Source organism: Collinsella aerofaciens (genome assembly GCF_039752985.1).
GTDB classification, from domain to species: Bacteria; Actinomycetota; Coriobacteriia; order Coriobacteriales; family Coriobacteriaceae; genus Collinsella; species Collinsella aerofaciens_BT.
This window is the reverse complement of record NZ_JBDMHA010000026.1, coordinates 1-16181: the sequence shown is the minus strand read 5'-3', so window position 1 is coordinate 16181 and position 16181 is coordinate 1. Positions and strand designations below refer to the sequence as shown.

The window sequence follows — 16181 nt, the reverse complement described above, 5'->3', positions numbered from 1 at the left end:
TCTTTCTCCTAACCTTCCTGCTCCTGATACTTCGAGATAAGGTCTCGGTACCAATACCAGCTCTTTTTGGGGGTGCGCTCCAGATTGTTCTCGAAGTCGATATGGACAAGTCCGTATCGTTTTTCGTAGCCGTTGATCCAGCTATACAGATCCATCGTCGACCAGAGGTAGTAGCCCTCAACGCGCGCGCCGTCGCGCTTAGCCCTCATCATGTGCTCGATGAACTGGCCCAGAAGCTCGATGCGGTCATCATCGTGGATTATTCCGTCTGCGTCTGGTTGCTCATAGGCGCCATGTCCGTTTTCCGTAATAAAGATGCGGGGCGCGTCATAGCGCTCGTGGACATCCATGATGGTTGAATACATGCAACTTGGGAGTATTTCGCGGCCCCATTTATTGCGGGGAACATTGCTGTCGCGGGCGCTTTCAAACAAGGGCGCAATGCATTTTCCTTCGACCTTTTTGCTCGAACCGCCCTTATTGTTCGCCGAAACGGCAAGCTCTCCACCGTGCCAGTCGGTTACATACTCTCGGCAATACACGTTGAGTCCAATAAAATCGACTTTACCGTCTCTGAATTCTTCTACGTCATTTGGGGATCGATAGAGCGAGACGCCAAGTTTTTCAAGGATTTCGTCCATTTCTGGCGGCAGTTGACCCTGAAGTGCTGGTGCCAGAATCATGCGATTGGCGAAAAAGTCTGCGTATCGAAATACGTCATCGGGGTGCTCGGTTGCCGGGTCGAGTTCGACAACGCCGCCATCGTGGACGGCGCCGATGATGCCGTCGTAGCCCATTTGACGATATGCTCGGACTGCGAGTGCGCTTGCGCGCATCAGGTTGTACTGAAACTGCATGTACGACTGAACGTCGAGCGATCGATTGGGGGGATAGTTGCCCAACATGTTTACGCAGTAGCTGTAGAAATGCGGCTCGTTAACGGTAGCCCAGATTTTGACGCGGTCTCCAAAGCGCTCAAAGCAAATCTTGGCGTATTTGCAGAACCACTCTGCCATATCGTTGTTCAGCCATCCGCCTTTGCAAGCAAGCGTGAATGGCAGATCGTAATGGAACAGCGTAACGTTGGGCTCTATGCCATTTTCGAGGCAGCAATCAATGACCCGATTATAAAAATCGATACCCTTTTCATTCACTTCACCGATACCCGTGGGGATGATTCGACTCCATGAAAGAGAGAAGCGATAGGTGTTTTGTCCGCCTTCTTTCATCATGCGGATATCTTCTTCATAGCGATGGTAGAAGTCGCAAGATACATCACCGTCAACATGGTTGATGTTCTTATTGCTTGTGTGGTTAAAGAAATCCCACTCGCCAAGGCCTTTGCCGTCTTCGTTCCAGGCACCCTCGCACTGATAAGACGCCGTGGCGGAACCCCAGAGAAACGGGATGTTGTTCACGTTGCCCATGAATCCCCTTTCCATCATTCAACACGGTGGATACGTGTGGCGGAATTACGATTAAGATGACGTCAACTGATTTGAATCATAGGAGAACGACCAAAGCTGTTTGATTCAATAAATGAACTATGATTTCGAGGAGAGCGGAAAGAGGGATCACGTGAATATCAATGACTTCGATGTGCTCAATCGCATTAGCTCCATCATCAACAGCGAGTTTGGGTCAAACGATGCCGCCATCGCTCGATATCTCATCGCTCACATTAGGCGTTCGAGCGAAATCAATGTTGCCACAATGACCCGCGATGCATTCGTGACCCGTTCCGCTGTTCGTCGTTTCTGCAATCGATTGGGCTACCAGTCTCTTAGCGATTTGAAAGAATCATTTACTCAATCAGTCTTTCCAAGCGACTTAAGCCATCGAGAGGAGGAATTTGGCTACGAGGAGTACAGGGCAGAGCTCGACGTTCGCATGATCGAGATGTTCGCTGAGGTTGAAAGCGGCGTGTCCGATATCGCTATTAAGCACCTTGCCGACGAAATTGATGGCCATAAAAACGTTGAAATCTGGTGCACCAATAATGTGAGCGCCAATCTCGTACGATTTCAGCAGGAAATGTTTTATGCGGGCAAGATAGTTCGCATAGTTGCTGGGGCTAACGTCGCGGAATTGAAAAACATGGGAGACGCTTCGCAGTCATTGATAATTCTCGTATCGGTCTCCGGGCTATTTGCGTCCCAGGCGCGTGAGTATCTTGATTGCCGTTCGGGCAGGAAGATTCTAATTACTGCGTTTAGCAACGATGACAAATCGAGGTCTTTTGACCGTGTATATCGTCTTGGTAATGCGGGAAACGGAATTGACCGACTCGGCGTTTATTCGAAATACGCCATGACCTATTTCTTCGACTTGCTATCGTCGTGTTACTTGAGTCGCTACCCCTGCACCAAGGGGGAGCCGCTCTATGGGTCTACTTTGGTCTGGCCCGAGCAGTAGCGGCTCTATAGTTCTCCCGTCTGGAGAATGAGCGTGGATAATCTCCGCTTTGGGCTTAGAGCCGCGCTAAAAGCGGGAGATTATCCACGCTTGAACGTGCCGTGGAAGCACGATCGTGACCTATGTAATAGTGCAAGAGGGTCGGTATCGAAGGTCGATGCTGCAGATGTACTCCACCGTGACAAAGTGTTCCCTCGTGAAATGTCACAAGCGTAGCCAAATCCACCGTCCTTCATATCCAAACTCAATAAAACCGCAGGTCACGGCTATATAGATACGCCCGGCACCGTGTATCTAGAGGTTTTCGTTGACAGCCCCCAAGGTGGCATCGTATTATCTTCTTCGTTCGCGGGGGCGACGGTCCAAAAGACCAAAGGACCTGCGGATACTTGAACGATTGGGAGTTTGCCCGAGTGGTTAATGGGGACGGGCTGTAAACCCGTTGGCTCTGCCTACATAGGTTCGAATCCTATAGCTCCCACCCGTCAAGTGCCTGTATAGCTCAGTCGGTAGAGCACTTCGTTGGTAACGAAGAGGTCACCAGTTCAAGTCTGGTTGCAGGCTCCATCCGGCGGTGTAGCTCAGTTGGTTAGAGCACACGGTTCATACCCGTGGCGTCACTGGTTCGAATCCAGTCACCGCTACCATAGGTAACACGGTGGCTTCTCAATAGTATGTTGAGAGGCCACTATGGTATAAAGGCAAAGTCCCGTCCGGGGACGACCTGTTAAGAGGAGGGCTTTATGGCCAAAGAGAAGTTTGAGCGCACTAAGCCGCATGTTAACATCGGCACCATTGGTCACGTCGACCACGGCAAGACCACGCTGACCGCTGCCATCACCAAGGTTCTCTCCGAGACCGAGGGCTGCAAGGCTGACTTCACTGCGTTCGAGAACATCGACAAGGCTCCCGAGGAGCGCGAGCGCGGCATTACGATTTCCGTCTCCCACGTTGAGTACGAGACCGCTGCCCGTCACTACGCTCACGTTGACTGCCCGGGCCACGCTGACTACGTCAAGAACATGATCTCCGGCGCTGCTCAGATGGACGGCGCTATCCTGGTCATCGCTGCTACCGACGGCCCCATGGCTCAGACCCGCGAGCACATCCTGCTCGCCCGTCAGGTCGGCGTTCCCTACATCGTCGTCTTCCTGAACAAGTGCGACATGGTCGACGATGACGAGCTCATCGACCTCGTCGAGATGGAGACCCGTGAGCTCCTCTCCGAGTACGATTTCCCCGGCGACGACATCCCCGTCATCCGTGGCTCCGCTCTGGGCGCGCTCGAGGGCGACGCCAAGTGGATGGACGCCATTCGCGAGCTCATGAAGGCCGTCGACGAGTACATCCCGACGCCTGCTCGTAACAACGACCTCCCGTTCCTGATGGCCGTTGAGGACGTTATGACCATCTCCGGCCGTGGTACCGTTGCTACTGGCCGTGTCGAGCGCGGTGAGCTCAAGCTCAACGAGCCCGTCGAGATCGTCGGTATCAAGGATACCCAGAACACCGTCGTTACCGGTATCGAGATGTTCCGTAAGTCCATGGACTTCTGCGAGGCTGGCGACAACGTCGGTCTGCTGCTCCGCGGCATCAAGCGTGAGGACATCGAGCGCGGCCAGGTTCTCTGCAAGCCCGGTTCGGTTACCCCGCACACCAAGTTCACCGGCGAGATCTACGTTCTGACCAAGGAGGAGGGCGGCCGTCACACCCCGTTCTTCGATGGTTATCGTCCTCAGTTCTACTTCCGTACCACCGACGTTACCGGTACGGTCAAGCTCCCCGAGGGCACCGAGATGGCTATGCCTGGTGACCACATCACCATCGAGGGCGACCTCATCCACCCGATCGCCATGGAGGAGGGCCTGCGCTTCGCTATCCGCGAGGGTGGCCACACCGTCGGTTCGGGCATCGTCTCCACGATCATTGAGTAAATTAGCTCTTTGATATAGCTGACTTAGAGAACCCGGCACTTATATGGGTGCTGGGTTCTTTTCTGCAATGGATATTGAGCCGTTGCTGGTGTCGAGAGGATCGATAATGGTCCTGGATGCACCGTCGATTAGCTCTCGATGGCTTCATTGATGTGTTCCAAATATGAATGGATCCACCGAGAACCAATTGACTCGAGGTTTTCATTGACAGCACTTACGTGGAGCTGATAAAGTAACAACTCGTGCCCGTACGGGGCGGAAATGAAAGGTTCAGGATACATGCGTACTCTAGTTACTCTTGCGTGCACTGAGTGCAAGCGCCGCAACTATACGACCACCAAGAACAAGTCGACCATGCCTGATCGTATGGAGATCAAGAAGTATTGCCCCTGGTGCCGTCACCACACGCTGCACAAAGAGACTCGCTAGTCTCTAGTCACATACGCCAGTAGTTCAATTGGTAGAGCATCGGTCTCCAAAACCGAGTGTTGAGGGTTCGAGTCCTTCCTGGCGTGCCAGTCATTATTCCGTAAGCTCCCACTTGGGGGCTTACGGTTTACTCATGTATAAGCGCATTGCGCGGAGGTAACCCAAATGGCCAACAAGAAGAACAAGAAGAAGGCTCAGCAGCCGGCACCTGCCAACAAAGCTGCCGCCAACTCCAAGGTTGAGGCCAAGAAGGCCGTTGCCAAGAAGAACGAGAAGGCTGCGAAGTCCAAGAAGAACGAGAAGCCTGGTTTCTTCGCCCGCACCAAGAAGTATTTCGCTTCGGTCAAGTCCGAGATGAAGCGTGTCACGTGGCCCGATAAGAAGGAGCTCGTGAACTACTCGGTTGTTGTTTGCGCTTCTCTGATCGTCGTCGGCGTCGTCATCGCTCTGCTCGATGCTGGCTTTGGCGAGGCTCTTGCTCTGTTCTCTGGATTGAGGGGCTAAACCATGTCTAAGCGTTGGTACGTCGTTCACACTTACTCTGGATACGAGAACCGCGTTAAGTCCGATCTCGAGCATCGCATCGAGACTATGGGCATGCAGGACCGTATCTTTGATATCGAGATTCCTATGGAGCGCGTCACCGAGATTAAAGAGGGTGGCAAGCGTGAGACCAAGGATTCCAAGATCTTCCCGGGTTATGTCCTGGTCCGCATGGAGATGGATGACGATGCTTGGACGTGTGTTCGTAACACGCCTGGCGTCACCGGTTTCCTAGGCGGCAACGGCAAGCCCGCTCCGCTTTCCCGCGACGAGTACAACAAGATGACTCGTCGTCCCGGTAAGGGCGATTCGCCCAAGCGCACCTCGGTTGATATTGAGGTCGGTACGTCCGTCCGCGTCACCGATGGCCCGCTTACCGACTTTGATGGCAAGGTCTCCGAGGTTAACACCGAGGCTGGCAAGCTCAAGGTCACGCTGATGATCTTTGGCCGCGAGACGCCGGTCGAGCTCGACTTTAACCAGGTCGCTGTCATCGCTTAAGTTTTCGTCCGTTCGCGCGAGCGTGCTTCTTCTGTGACTGCTCATCTCAGGAGTGCTTCTAACACGTGCGTGCTTACGATATAGCAAGTACTTCACACTCGTGATTCGAAAGGAATGACCATGGCTGAGAAGAAGGTTGCCAACGTCATTAAGCTCCAGATTCCTGCTGGTGCAGCAAACCCCGCTCCTCCCGTCGGCCCCGCCCTGGGCGCTGCTGGCGTGAACATCATGCAGTTCTGCCAGGCCTTTAACGCCGAGACGCAGGACAAGAAGGGTGACATCATCCCCGTTGAGATCTCTGTCTACGAGGACAAGTCCTTCTCCTTCATCACCAAGACCCCGCCGGCGGCTCACCTTATCAAGAAGGAGCTGAACCTCAAGTCTGGTTCCGCTAAGCCCCAGGCTGACAAGGTTGGTCAGCTCTCCCAGGAGCAGCTCACCAAGATCGCCGAGATCAAGATGCCGGACCTCAATGCCAACGACATTGACGCCGCCAAGAAGATCATCGCCGGTACCGCCCGTTCCATGGGCGTCACCATCGCTGAGTAGCGATTTCTTATGGTAACGGCGGGTGCTCCGACCGGGGCGCCCGTTAAATGTGTGCAATAGGGCACACGATACGATGTGGGAGGGCTCACGCCCGTTTAACCACAGGAGGTAATGCACATGGCTAAGCATGGTAAGAGCTATAACGCCGCTGCCGAGAAGATCGACCGCGCCACGCTCTACACCCCCCTTCAGGCTGCCAAGCTCATCAAGGAGCTCGACACCGCCAAGTTCGACGAGACCGTCGAGGCTCACTTCCGTCTGGGCATCGATACTCGTAAGGCTGACCAGAACATCCGTGGTTCCATCTCCCTGCCCCACGGCACCGGCAAGACCGTTCGTGTTGCCGTCTTCGCCGAGGGCGAGAAGGCCCGTGAGGCTGAGGCTGCCGGCGCCGACATTATCGGTTCCGACGAGCTCGTCGCCCAGATTCAGAAGGGCGAGATCAACTTCGACGCCGCTATCGCTACGCCGAACATGATGGCCAAGGTTGGCCGCATCGGTAAGATCCTTGGTCCCCGTGGCCTCATGCCGAACCCCAAGCTCGGCACCGTGACCATGGACGTCGCCAAGATGGTCTCCGAGCTCAAGGCTGGCCGCGTTGAGTACCGCGCCGACCGCTACGGCATCTGCCACGTGCCCCTGGGCAAGAAGTCCTTCTCTGAGCAGCAGCTCGTCGAGAACTACGCTGCCCTGTACACCGAGATTCTGCGCGTCAAGCCCTCTTCTGCTAAGGGCAAGTACGTCAAGTCCATCTCCGTGTCTTCCACCATGGGCCCTGGCGTCAAGGTCGATCCCGCTGTCCAGCGTGACTTCCTGGCTGAGTAACTGCTAGTTACTGCCTGAGTACAGCAAGCATTGCTAAAGAAACCCGGTTCTGCCTTGTGCAGGACCGGGTTTCTTGCTATCGCGTCAAAAGCACCATAAAGGGGACAGTGTCCCCTTTATGGTGGTTACCAGGGTGTTCTGGCTGTTGAAGACTCGATGGCTTCGTGGCGTTTGAGCTCGCGGCGCATGGTTTGTGAGTTGAGCCAAGCTGCTTGCCAGCCGCGGATGGGGTAGTGCGTCTGGTCGAGCTCAAACTGCGTATAGCCGCAGGCGTTGATGATCGTCGTTCCACACACATGCTGACGCTCGCGCTGAAAATCGCAACCGTAGCTTTGGTGCACATGCCCGTGCACCATGTAGTCGGGATTCCAGGATTCGAGTGCTGTGTTAAAACACTCGAATCCTCGATGCGGCAGATCGTCCAGATCACCCATACCGGCGGCGGGTGCATGGGTAAGCAGAATGTCGCACCCGCCGACCATCCTAACCTTACGCGACAGCTTACGCATGCGCTTGGACATCTCGCGTTCGGTGTACATGTTGGCGCCGTCGCGATAACGCATGGACCCGCCAAGGCCCGCAATGCGAATCCCTCGGTACGTGTACACGCTGTCCTCTACGCAGATACATCCACCCGGTGCATGACGTGCGTAGCGGTCATCGTGATTGCCGCGCACGTAGATGAGCGGTTTGTTGATGACCGTAACCAAAAACTCAAGATAGTCCGGGTCCAGATCGCCGGCGGACAAAATCAGGTCGACGCCCTCAAAGCGTTCCTTGCGAAAGCACTCCCAAAGGCATCGTTCTTCGGTATCGGCTATGGCAAGGATTTTCATAGGGCAGGGACTTTCGGCTCATCGTCGAGCTGCGGAATGGTGCCTACCACGTTATCCGCCAGCCAATTCATCTCGACAATCTGCGTGCTCGGCAGCGGAGGGAAGCCTTCGATCTGTACCACGCCGTTCTGACTGTGGAGCTCGCCGCCAAAGGGGTTGATGGATCCCTCGACAATGCCGTTGCGGAGCAACTGCACGAGTTTGCGCGTCTGGTAGGGTAGGCCCGGAGCGTAACGGATGTCGATAACGCCGGAGCTCATGCCGTACCAGTAGTTGACGGCGCGCACTTGGTTGTCATCGCTGGTCTCGTCCCACGTGCCGTGCAGAAGGCTGCGAACGATGAGCTCGTAGTAACGGCCCCAGTTCCATACCGGCATGGCGATGCCGGTAACCTTGCCATCGACCAGGCGGTGGAGTCCGTAGGCCGTAGGGTCTTCGAGCGACTTTGACATGTCAGCGCCGGTCATGACGCTCACGCCTTCGCGGCACATGGCCTCGGCGAGACCGCCGGCGGGCACATCGCCCCAGGTGAGGATAATTTGCGCGCGGGGGTCGAGCAGCGAGGCACCGATGGCAAAGGCATTGATCTCGCTGAGCGCGCCGGATGCGAAGACCGACGCGTGGTAGCCGATGCGATGGTTGTCCGCCATGCTGGCGGCAAGGGCGCCCAGGAGGAACTTGGCCTCGTACATCTTGCCAAAGTACGAACGGACGCTTTGGTGGGGAAGGCCGATAGAGCAGTTAAGGAACCGAACCTGGGGATACTCAACGGCAGCTCTGAGCGTGTATTCCATCAGGCGGTGCGAGGTCGAGAAGATGACGTTGTCTCCATGTTTGACAGCCGTTTCCACGGCGGCGTAGAACACGTCCGGATCGTGACAGTCTTCGAACGCCTCGGTGCGCACGATACCGTCAAAGTGCTCATCGAGATACTGACGTCCTTGGTCGTGCAGACTGTCCCAGCTCGACGCCGCACAGGGGAACTCATGGATAAAGGCGATACGCAGGGGGTTGGCCGCCGAATAGACAGTCTTGCCCATAAAGAAGTTGAGCACGCCGGAGGTGGACTTGGCGGGCGACTCCTCCTCATCGACGCTCGGCGCTTCGACAAGATCGACCTTGTCCTCGTCGTTTTTGCCGGCAATGACCAGCTCGCGCCAAATCTTGCACAGGCGGTTTACGACGATATCCGTCGGCGTATCCAGCAGGCGGTCCTGGTTGTACACATTGAGGTACACGAGCATGGCGTCGGCGGGCGTAATGTCCAGGTGGTCGCCGCCTGCGCGAAGGTAGGCGCGCTTAAAGAGCAGGAAGGTGTGGCGCAGGTAGTCGACCTTTTTCTGCGGCCATTTTTCGATAAGGTTCCGACCGAGCATCTTGGCGAGCGTCTCGTAGCTTCCCTCACGCGAGAACTCGATTTCGTATAGGGGGCAGACGCGCCAAAACGCGCAGAATTCACCGTACAGGCGGCTTTCGACGGAATCCCATGTGCCGGGGTAGAGACGGGTGACCCTGGCCGAAACCGTTGGAGCGTCCAGGAATTTGAGGACACTGACGCGTTTGTTGCCTTCCTGGACATAGAACCGATGCATGAACTCGGTGACGATGATGGGATCGCGATAGCCCTCGGTTACCTGGATGTCGTAGAGGTTGGACCACTTGCGGGCGAACTCAGTGTTAAACGGCAGCAGGGGCATAAAGTTGCATGAAAAGGCGGACTGACGGCCTTTGGTGACCGTGCCGACGACCATTTCGAGCGGAATATCCCTTAGGCCGACATTCTCTCGCTGACCTAAGGGGAGCTGGGCAACGAGGCTGTCGAGGTCCGTAAGGTACGGGTGCTCGCTTTGGCTGATGGCGCGACGGCGTCCCTGCTCGCCGCGCTTGCGTGCTTGACGATAGGCCTCTTCCATGATGTTGCTCCCTTAGTCGTTTAAACAACTATATGAACCATGGTACCACGAATGAAAACCACCACAAAGGTGCCTGTCCCTTTTTGGCGGGTTAGGCGATGATGGGGGCGATGGCACGGATGCAGGCGTCGGCTGCCGTGAAAGTAGTGCTGTCGTCGCTGACGATAAAGATGATCTTTCCTTTGATGCCAAAGTCGCCGATTTCGCTAAAGAGTACGTAGGGCTCCTTGTCAAAGCCCGAGATGGGAAGCACGGCGGCCTTGGTGGCGCTGGTCAGCTCGTCTGCCAGCACGTCAAGGGAAGCCCACTTGGACGTGTCCTTTACGGCAACGGGCACGGCCACGCGCCCAAAGGGCATCAAATGCACGAGTGTGTTCTTGGAAATGTTGGAGTTGGGCACAATGATGGTCTGTCCACAGGCATCCTCAATCGTTGTATGGCGCCAAGTGATGTCTTGGACCACGCCGGATACGCCGCCGACCTCGATATTGTCGCCGGGCTTGATGATGCCCATAAAGGTCACCTGCATGCCGCCGATAAGGTTTGACAGCGTGTCCTGAAAGCCGAGCGAAATGGCGATGCCGCCGACGCCAAGAGCGGCAACGAGGGCGTTTGCGTTAATGCCAAAGCAGTTGTCGAGGATAAAGCTGCCGCCGATCATCCAGATGACGGCCCGCGCGATGTTGATGAAGATACTCGATGCCGGAAGCGGGTTATCGTCTCGGTTAAGCAGATGGTTCAGGGTCTTGGATACGACCTTGGCGGCGACGGCGGTGCCTATCGCCAAGATGACGGCCCAGATGATGTTGTGGACCCACCGTTGCTCAAAGAAATGAAGAATCGGCTCAAACAATTCCATGTAGGGAAAACCTCCTAATGATCGTCCAACCATGATACCCACCAAGAAGCCCGTCCGATCACATCGGACGGGCCGATAACTTGAGATGGGGCGGTCGCGGTGGCGTAAGCTGGGGCGCCGGCGAGCACGCCGGTAAGGAGTGCGGCGGTCAAGCAAGACGGGGAAGAGGTCTTTTCATGGCAGTTTCCTTAGTCCTTAGCCAGAATGTCTGGTTGAATATCGGATTATCGACATAATATGCGAAAACCGCCGCAAGGGCGCTTGTCCCTTAGCGGCGGTTTTGACGTTTGCGCAGATAAAACCTGCCAAAATAAACCTGTCCCTTTTTGGTAGGTTTAGCTTAGCAGCATGCGGTCGTTGGCGAGCTCGCCGCCCGAGACCTCCTCGAATTTCTGCAGCAGGTCGGCCACGGTGAGCGACTTCTTCTCATCGCCCGCCACGTCGTAGATCACATGGCCCTCGTGCATCATGATCAGACGGTTGCCCAGACGGATGGCGTCGTTCATGTTGTGCGTGACCATGAGCGTGGTCAGGTGGTTCTCGTCGACGATCTCCTCGGTCAGGTTGAGCACCTTAGAGGCCGTCTTGGGGTCGAGGGCCGCAGTGTGCTCGTCGAGCAGCAGCAGGCGCGGCCTGGTGAGCGTGGCCATCAGCAGGGTGAGTGCCTGGCGCTGGCCGCCCGAGAGCAGGCCGACCTTGGCGTTGAGACGCGTGTCCAGACCAAGGTCCAGGCGCTTGAGCAGCTCAACGTACTCATCTTTCTCGGCCTTGGTGACGCCCCACGAAAGGCCGCGACGCTGGCCGCGACGCTTGGCGAGGGCCAAGTTCTCGGCAATCTGCATGTCGGCAGCGGTACCGCGCATGGGGTCCTGAAACACGCGGCCCAGGTACTTGGCGCGCTGCGACTCGCTCAGGCGCGAGATGTCGGTGCCGTCGAGCTCAATAACGCCCGAATCGAGCGGGTACACGCCGGCGATCATGTTGAGCAGCGTGGACTTGCCGGCGCCATTGCCGCCGATCACGGTTACAAAGTCGCCGTCATTCAGGGTGAGGTCGACGCCGGTGAGCGCGCGCTTCTCGGTGACGGTGCCCTTGTTAAAGGTCTTCTTGACGTGCGAGAGCTTAAGCATCTGCCTCATCCCCCTTCGTGTAGGAGCTGCGGAGCTTATAGCGCTCCCAAACCACGGGCACGCACAGGGCCACGGCGACGATCACGGCGGAGAGCAACTTCATGTCGTTGGCGTCCATGCCCAACTGCAGCACGATGGCGCGGATAAGGAAGTACACCACGGAGCCAAAGACGGCGGAGGCAAGACGGACGCTAAACTGCGTGAGGCCGCCGGGCAGCAGACGGCCGAGCACCTCACCGATAACAATGGCGGCAAGACCGATAACGATGGCACCGGTGCCCATACCAATGTCGGCATACTTCTGGCTCTGGCAGATAAGCGCGCCCGAAAGGCCGATGAGGGCGTTGGAGAGCACGAGGGCGATCATCTTGGTGGAGTTGGTGTTGACGCCCAGAGCGCGGATCATGTACTCGTTGTTGCCGGTGGCGCGCAGCGCCGAGCCGATCTCGGTGCCAAAGAACCAATACAGGATGGCAACGATAGCCACGGCGAGCAGGATGCCCAAGATGATGGCAACGGTGGACTGCGGCAGACCGGTCATATTGCTGACGGCCGAGAACACGGTGCCCTTGGCAAGAATTGGCGTATTGGACTTGCCCATGATGCGCAGGTTGATGGACCACAGGCTGATCTGGGTGAGGATTCCGGCGAGGATCGCGGGAATCTCGAAGACGGTGGTCAAAATGCCCGTGACGGCACCCGCGATGGCGCCGGCGCACATACCGGCCAGCACGGCGAGCAGCGGGTCGACGTTGTTATTGACGATGAGCACAGCGCAGACGCAGCCGCCGAGGGCAAAGCTGCCGTCGCAGGTCATATCGGGAATGTCGAGCAGGCGGAACGTGATAAACACGCCAAGCACCATAATGCCCCAGAGGACGCCCTGCGAAACGGCGCCCTGCAATGCAATGAGCATGCTTCATACCTCCTAGGATAGGGTGGACACGTGATTCACCATAATAGCGGTAACAATGCATAGAAGAGCTGCGGACAGACGTTTTGTTTTACCTGAAACAAGCAGGGCGGACGCCGGTCTACAGCGCCCGCCCCTGTGGCTCAGATATTGAATAACGCAGCTAAAGCGCGAGCACGGGCTCTAGACGCATGCCGCGTATAGCATTACGCGTCCAGAGCGGAAAGGTCGATGCCCAGGGCTTCGGCCATCTCGTCGTTCTTGACGACGACCAGGTCCTTGCTCGAGAGGTGCTTGATAGGCATGTCTTCGGGCTTGGCCTCGCCCTTCAGAATCTTGACGGCCATCTCGCCCGCGGCGTAGCCCAGATCCTCGTAATTGATGGAGAGGGTGAACAGGCCGCCGGCCATGCACATGCCCTCCTCGCCAGTCACGAAGGGAAGCTTGTTCTCCTTGCAGATCTGGCCCACCTGCGAGGCGCCCGCGGCGATGGTGTTGTCGGTGGGGGAGTACAGCGCGTCGACCTTGCCCACGGCAGACTCGACGACGGACTGAATCTCGTTGGAGCTCGAGACGGTGAAATCGGTGTACTCGAGGCCCAGCTTGTCGAGCTCCTTCTTGGCGGCCTTGATCTGGACGTCGGAGTTGGACTCGGCGGTGCAGTAGAGCAGGCCGACCTTTTTAACGTCGGGCAGGACCTTCTGCATCATCTCGAGCTGCTCGGCGACCGGGGTGAGGTCGGAAGCGCCCGTGACGTTGGTGCCGGGCTTGTCGTTGTCCTGGACCAGGCCGGAGGCGGCGTAGTCGGTGATGGCGCAGCCCACGATGGGGATATCGGCCGTGGCGCCGGCGGCAGCCTGCGCGGCGGGCGTGGCGATGGCATAAATCAGGTTGACGTTGTCGCCCACAAACTTGTCGGCAATGGACTTACACGTGGACTGGTCGTTCTGGGCGTTCTTCTGGTCGATCTTGACCTTAAGGCCGCTCTCCTTGATGGCCTTGACAAAGCCGTCGTTGGCGGCATCGAGTGCGGAATGCTCGGTGAGTTGCAGAACGCCGATGGTGTAGTCGGAACCGGCGGCAGCAGAGCCGGAACCAGAGTTGCCGCCGCATCCGGCGAGCGGGGCGAGCGCGAGCAGGCCGGCGGAGACCAGAAGGCTCCTGCGACTGATGGTGATGTCCTTCATATCATTACCCCCAGTATAAAAATGGCTGGAAACACTGCACTGGGACAAAGTGCAAGTGGAACTATAGTAGCGCTGATGTCCATTTTTACAACAGCCTGGCGGGTTTTTAATACAGAATCGGATGGGCGGTACGGGTAGTCGAATGGGCGGCGGAGGGTCTTATGCGGCGGAGGAGGCGTCGTCCTCCTCGTCGAGGGCGGCGAAGAGCTTCTTGCCGTCGAGGAGACGTGTGGTGACGTTTCTCATGCGACCAATCTCTACGGTGCGCAGCGTGTCATCGGCACCTCGGGCGTCATAGACCGTTCCCAGCAAATACGAGATGCCATCACGCTGCCTGATGGCAAAGGGGCGGAGTGTCATCCGTGCTACTTCGGTTTCGCCACGTGCCGTGACGCTCGAAATATCAAAACTCACCGTGGTTCCATGGTCGATGGCCTGCTCGACGAGCTCGCACGTGTCGATGCGCTTGATGGGCGTGCGTGTTGCCTTGGTAGCCTTGCTGCCTGCGCTCGGAACGGGTTCGGGTGTATCGAGGTAGCCGCGAACGTCGGCACTCGCCATGGCAACTAAGTGCTGCGCCATGCTCTTGCGGATAGCGATAGGCGTGGAGCGGTTGCGCATGACCATACCGTGGAGCCGGATGATCTCTTCATCGGTGAGCGGGCGGGTAAGAAGTTTGTAGCCCACGCCGCGTTTGTACTCAATTTCGTATCCGGCATGGCGAAGCGCGGAGATGGCGGTGTAGATGCTGCGCCGCGCCGCCGAGATGGGCATGCGGGCGGGGTCGTCGGGATGGGAGAGGCGCCGGATCAGCTCATCGGAAAGTATGGCCTTGTCTTCGCCGGTGTTTTCGCTCAAGAGCTGCAGGATGCGAACGGCGCGATAGGCTGCCATCGAGGCGGCGCCTCTCGTCGTGGTGTCGTAGGTTTCAACAGCGGCTTCGGTCATCGTGCCCACGTCCTTTCCGTTTTGGGTGGCGACGGTATGGAGCCTAGGACGCGGGGCTTTCCCAGGGGCGCAGGGCGCTCTGGGCGGTCGGTAGTCGTCGGCAAACGGCGGGTTGAGTTTTCAACAGCCCTACTCAACTGACCAAAAACTTGCCAAAAGCTTGACGGATGCTGTTGAAAAAAGCGTCTCTCGACCGATGTCGAGAGACGCTTGTGCGATGAGCGTTGGCGTGTGGCGACGCGAGCTAGCGTCCGACGATTAGAAGTCGGCGTTGCCCACGGTGCGCGGGTGCGGCAGGACGTCGCGGATGTTGCCCACGCCGGTCAGATACATGACCAAGCGCTCGAAGCCCAGACCGTAGCCGGCGTGCTTGCAGGAACCGTAGCGGCGCAGGTCAAGGTAGTACTTGTACTGCTCGGGATTCATGCCCAGGTCCTTGATGCGGGCCTCGAGCAGATCCAGGCGCTCCTCGCGCTGGGAGCCGCCGATAATCTCGCCGATACCGGGAACCAGGCAGTCGGCGGCGGCGACGGTCTTGCCGTCCTCGTTCATGCGCATGTAGAATGCCTTGATCTCAGCCGGGTAGTCGGTCACGAAGGTCGGGCGCTTAAAGTGCTCCTCGGTCAGGAAGCGTTCGTGCTCGGTTTGCAGGTCGATGCCCCAGCTCACGGGGTAGTCGAACTTGTGGCCGTCGGCGACTGCCTGCTCCAGGATCTCGACGGCCTCGGTGTAGGTAACGCGGGCAAAGTCGGAGTTGGCGACATGGTCCAGGCGCTCGAGCAGACCCTTGTCCACAAACTTGTTGAGCATATTGAGCTCGTCGGGGCAGGTGGCCATAACGTCCTTAAGGACGTACTTGAGCATGGCCTCGGCGTTGTCCATGTAGTCGTTAAGGTCGGCAAAGGCCATCTCGGGCTCGATCATCCAAAACTCGGCGGCGTGGCGCGTGGTGTTGGAGTTCTCGGCACGGAAGGTGGGGCCAAAGGTGTACACGTCGCCAAAGGCCATGGCAAAGTTCTCGGCATTGAGCTGGCCGGACACGGTGAGGCTTGCATGCTTGCCAAAGAAGTCCTGGCTCCAGTCGACCTCGCCGGACTCGGTGAGGGGCGGATTTTTGGGGTCGAGCGTGGTCACGCGGAACATCTCGCCGGCGCCCTCGCAGTCACTCGTGGTGATGATGGGGGTGTTGACGTAGACAA

Annotated in this window: 16 protein-coding genes and 4 tRNA genes; 11 read left to right on the top strand and 9 right to left on the bottom strand. The window is 57.4% G+C overall.

Annotation, left to right across the window (positions count from 1 at the left end):
• Nucleotides 1–8: 8 nt before the first annotated feature.
• The gene (locus ABHR76_RS04950; RefSeq protein ID WP_195444114.1) at nucleotides 9–1427 is read right to left on the bottom strand and encodes a glycoside hydrolase family 1 protein; all 1419 of its coding nucleotides are present in this window, start codon (nucleotides 1425–1427) and stop codon (nucleotides 9–11) included.
• 151 nt (nucleotides 1428–1578) lie between these two features.
• Between ABHR76_RS04950 and ABHR76_RS04945 the strand changes: the two genes are divergently transcribed.
• The 11 genes from ABHR76_RS04945 to rplA all read left to right on the top strand — a co-directional run bounded on the left by ABHR76_RS04945 (nucleotide 1579) and on the right by rplA (nucleotide 7196).
• Complete coding sequence (locus ABHR76_RS04945; protein WP_346976964.1) at nucleotides 1579–2415, top strand: MurR/RpiR family transcriptional regulator; 837 nt, start codon at nucleotides 1579–1581, stop codon at nucleotides 2413–2415.
• Between the two features lie 399 nt (nucleotides 2416–2814).
• Nucleotides 2815–2896, top strand: a tRNA-Tyr gene (locus tag ABHR76_RS04940).
• 10 nt (nucleotides 2897–2906) lie between these two features.
• Nucleotides 2907–2982 (top strand) — tRNA-Thr (locus ABHR76_RS04935).
• A gap of 3 nt (nucleotides 2983–2985) precedes the next feature.
• Nucleotides 2986–3062, top strand: a tRNA-Met gene (locus ABHR76_RS04930).
• Between the two features lie 96 nt (nucleotides 3063–3158).
• Nucleotides 3159–4349: an elongation factor Tu gene (tuf, locus tag ABHR76_RS04925; protein WP_035137538.1), complete on the top strand. Its 1191-nt coding sequence runs from the start codon at nucleotides 3159–3161 to the stop codon at nucleotides 4347–4349.
• Nucleotides 4350–4628: 279 nt separating this feature from the next.
• Nucleotides 4629–4778, top strand: coding sequence for a 50S ribosomal protein L33 (gene rpmG, locus ABHR76_RS04920; RefSeq protein ID WP_022093895.1), 150 nt, complete (start codon nucleotides 4629–4631; stop codon nucleotides 4776–4778).
• A 13-nt stretch (nucleotides 4779–4791) separates the two neighbouring features.
• Nucleotides 4792–4867: transfer RNA gene (locus ABHR76_RS04915), tRNA-Trp, on the top strand.
• Nucleotides 4868–4943: 76 nt separating this feature from the next.
• Nucleotides 4944–5282 carry a preprotein translocase subunit SecE gene (secE, locus tag ABHR76_RS04910; RefSeq protein WP_035137537.1) on the top strand — a complete coding sequence of 113 codons (339 nt, stop codon included), beginning with the start codon at nucleotides 4944–4946 and terminating at the stop codon, nucleotides 5280–5282.
• Between the two features lie 3 nt (nucleotides 5283–5285).
• Nucleotides 5286–5822 carry a transcription termination/antitermination protein NusG gene (gene nusG / locus ABHR76_RS04905; RefSeq protein WP_099432095.1) on the top strand — a complete coding sequence of 179 codons (537 nt, stop codon included), beginning with the start codon at nucleotides 5286–5288 and terminating at the stop codon, nucleotides 5820–5822.
• Between the two features lie 120 nt (nucleotides 5823–5942).
• Nucleotides 5943–6371: a 50S ribosomal protein L11 gene (rplK, locus tag ABHR76_RS04900; protein ID WP_022093893.1), complete on the top strand. Its 429-nt coding sequence runs from the start codon at nucleotides 5943–5945 to the stop codon at nucleotides 6369–6371.
• Nucleotides 6372–6488: 117 nt separating this feature from the next.
• A complete protein-coding gene (gene rplA / locus ABHR76_RS04895) occupies nucleotides 6489–7196 on the top strand; it encodes a 50S ribosomal protein L1 (protein WP_022093892.1) in 708 nt (235 codons plus the stop codon).
• Between the two features lie 125 nt (nucleotides 7197–7321).
• Here the strand turns inward: rplA and ABHR76_RS04890 are convergent, their stop codons facing one another.
• The 8 genes from ABHR76_RS04890 to asnS form a co-directional block, all read right to left on the bottom strand.
• Nucleotides 7322–8032 (bottom strand): metallophosphoesterase family protein, encoded by a 711-nt coding sequence (locus tag ABHR76_RS04890; RefSeq protein ID WP_117799696.1) that lies wholly within the window; start codon nucleotides 8030–8032, stop codon nucleotides 7322–7324.
• Nucleotides 8029–9945, bottom strand: a complete 1917-nt coding sequence (locus ABHR76_RS04885) for a BMP family ABC transporter substrate-binding protein (protein WP_161145283.1) — start codon at nucleotides 9943–9945, stop codon at nucleotides 8029–8031. The genes ABHR76_RS04890 and ABHR76_RS04885 overlap by 4 nt, the downstream gene beginning before the upstream one ends.
• Nucleotides 9946–10036: 91 nt before the next feature.
• Nucleotides 10037–10804: a mechanosensitive ion channel family protein gene (locus tag ABHR76_RS04880; protein WP_117848287.1), complete on the bottom strand. Its 768-nt coding sequence runs from the start codon at nucleotides 10802–10804 to the stop codon at nucleotides 10037–10039.
• A 335-nt stretch (nucleotides 10805–11139) separates the two neighbouring features.
• On the bottom strand, nucleotides 11140–11934 hold the full coding sequence (locus tag ABHR76_RS04875) for an ABC transporter ATP-binding protein (RefSeq protein WP_055250279.1): 795 nt from the start codon (nucleotides 11932–11934) through the stop codon (nucleotides 11140–11142).
• Nucleotides 11927–12850: an ABC transporter permease gene (locus tag ABHR76_RS04870; protein ID WP_006234992.1), complete on the bottom strand. Its 924-nt coding sequence runs from the start codon at nucleotides 12848–12850 to the stop codon at nucleotides 11927–11929. Before ABHR76_RS04870 ends, ABHR76_RS04875 begins: the two co-directional genes overlap by 8 nt.
• A gap of 203 nt (nucleotides 12851–13053) precedes the next feature.
• Complete coding sequence (locus tag ABHR76_RS04865) at nucleotides 13054–14034, bottom strand: ABC transporter substrate-binding protein (protein ID WP_022093885.1); 981 nt, start codon at nucleotides 14032–14034, stop codon at nucleotides 13054–13056.
• 159 nt (nucleotides 14035–14193) lie between these two features.
• Entirely contained in the window at nucleotides 14194–14982 is a 789-nt protein-coding gene (locus ABHR76_RS04860; protein ID WP_195568935.1) for a hypothetical protein, read from the bottom strand.
• Nucleotides 14983–15240: 258 nt separating this feature from the next.
• Nucleotides 15241–16181, bottom strand: a 941-nt coding sequence (gene asnS, locus ABHR76_RS04855; RefSeq protein ID WP_346976963.1) for an asparagine--tRNA ligase, incomplete at its 5' end; no start/stop codon positions are given.

Excerpts from the sequence above, each read along its gene's own strand:
- rplA (WP_022093892.1), top strand. The coding sequence starts at position 6,489 with ATGGCTAAGCATGGTAAGAGCTATAACGCCGCTGCCGAGAAGATCGAC.
- ABHR76_RS04890 (WP_117799696.1), bottom strand. The coding sequence starts at position 8,032 with ATGAAAATCCTTGCCATAGCCGATACCGAAGAACGATGCCTTTGGGAG.
- ABHR76_RS04875 (WP_055250279.1), bottom strand. The coding sequence starts at position 11,934 with ATGCTTAAGCTCTCGCACGTCAAGAAGACCTTTAACAAGGGCACCGTC.
- secE (WP_035137537.1), top strand. The coding sequence starts at position 4,944 with ATGGCCAACAAGAAGAACAAGAAGAAGGCTCAGCAGCCGGCACCTGCC.
- rplK (WP_022093893.1), top strand. The coding sequence starts at position 5,943 with ATGGCTGAGAAGAAGGTTGCCAACGTCATTAAGCTCCAGATTCCTGCT.
- tuf (WP_035137538.1), top strand. The coding sequence starts at position 3,159 with ATGGCCAAAGAGAAGTTTGAGCGCACTAAGCCGCATGTTAACATCGGC.
- rpmG (WP_022093895.1), top strand. The coding sequence starts at position 4,629 with ATGCGTACTCTAGTTACTCTTGCGTGCACTGAGTGCAAGCGCCGCAAC.
- ABHR76_RS04865 (WP_022093885.1), bottom strand. The coding sequence starts at position 14,034 with ATGAAGGACATCACCATCAGTCGCAGGAGCCTTCTGGTCTCCGCCGGC.
- ABHR76_RS04885 (WP_161145283.1), bottom strand. The coding sequence starts at position 9,945 with ATGGAAGAGGCCTATCGTCAAGCACGCAAGCGCGGCGAGCAGGGACGC.
- nusG (WP_099432095.1), top strand. The coding sequence starts at position 5,286 with ATGTCTAAGCGTTGGTACGTCGTTCACACTTACTCTGGATACGAGAAC.
- ABHR76_RS04870 (WP_006234992.1), bottom strand. The coding sequence starts at position 12,850 with ATGCTCATTGCATTGCAGGGCGCCGTTTCGCAGGGCGTCCTCTGGGGC.
- ABHR76_RS04880 (WP_117848287.1), bottom strand. The coding sequence starts at position 10,804 with ATGGAATTGTTTGAGCCGATTCTTCATTTCTTTGAGCAACGGTGGGTC.
- ABHR76_RS04950 (WP_195444114.1), bottom strand. The coding sequence starts at position 1,427 with ATGGGCAACGTGAACAACATCCCGTTTCTCTGGGGTTCCGCCACGGCG.
- ABHR76_RS04860 (WP_195568935.1), bottom strand. The coding sequence starts at position 14,982 with ATGACCGAAGCCGCTGTTGAAACCTACGACACCACGACGAGAGGCGCC.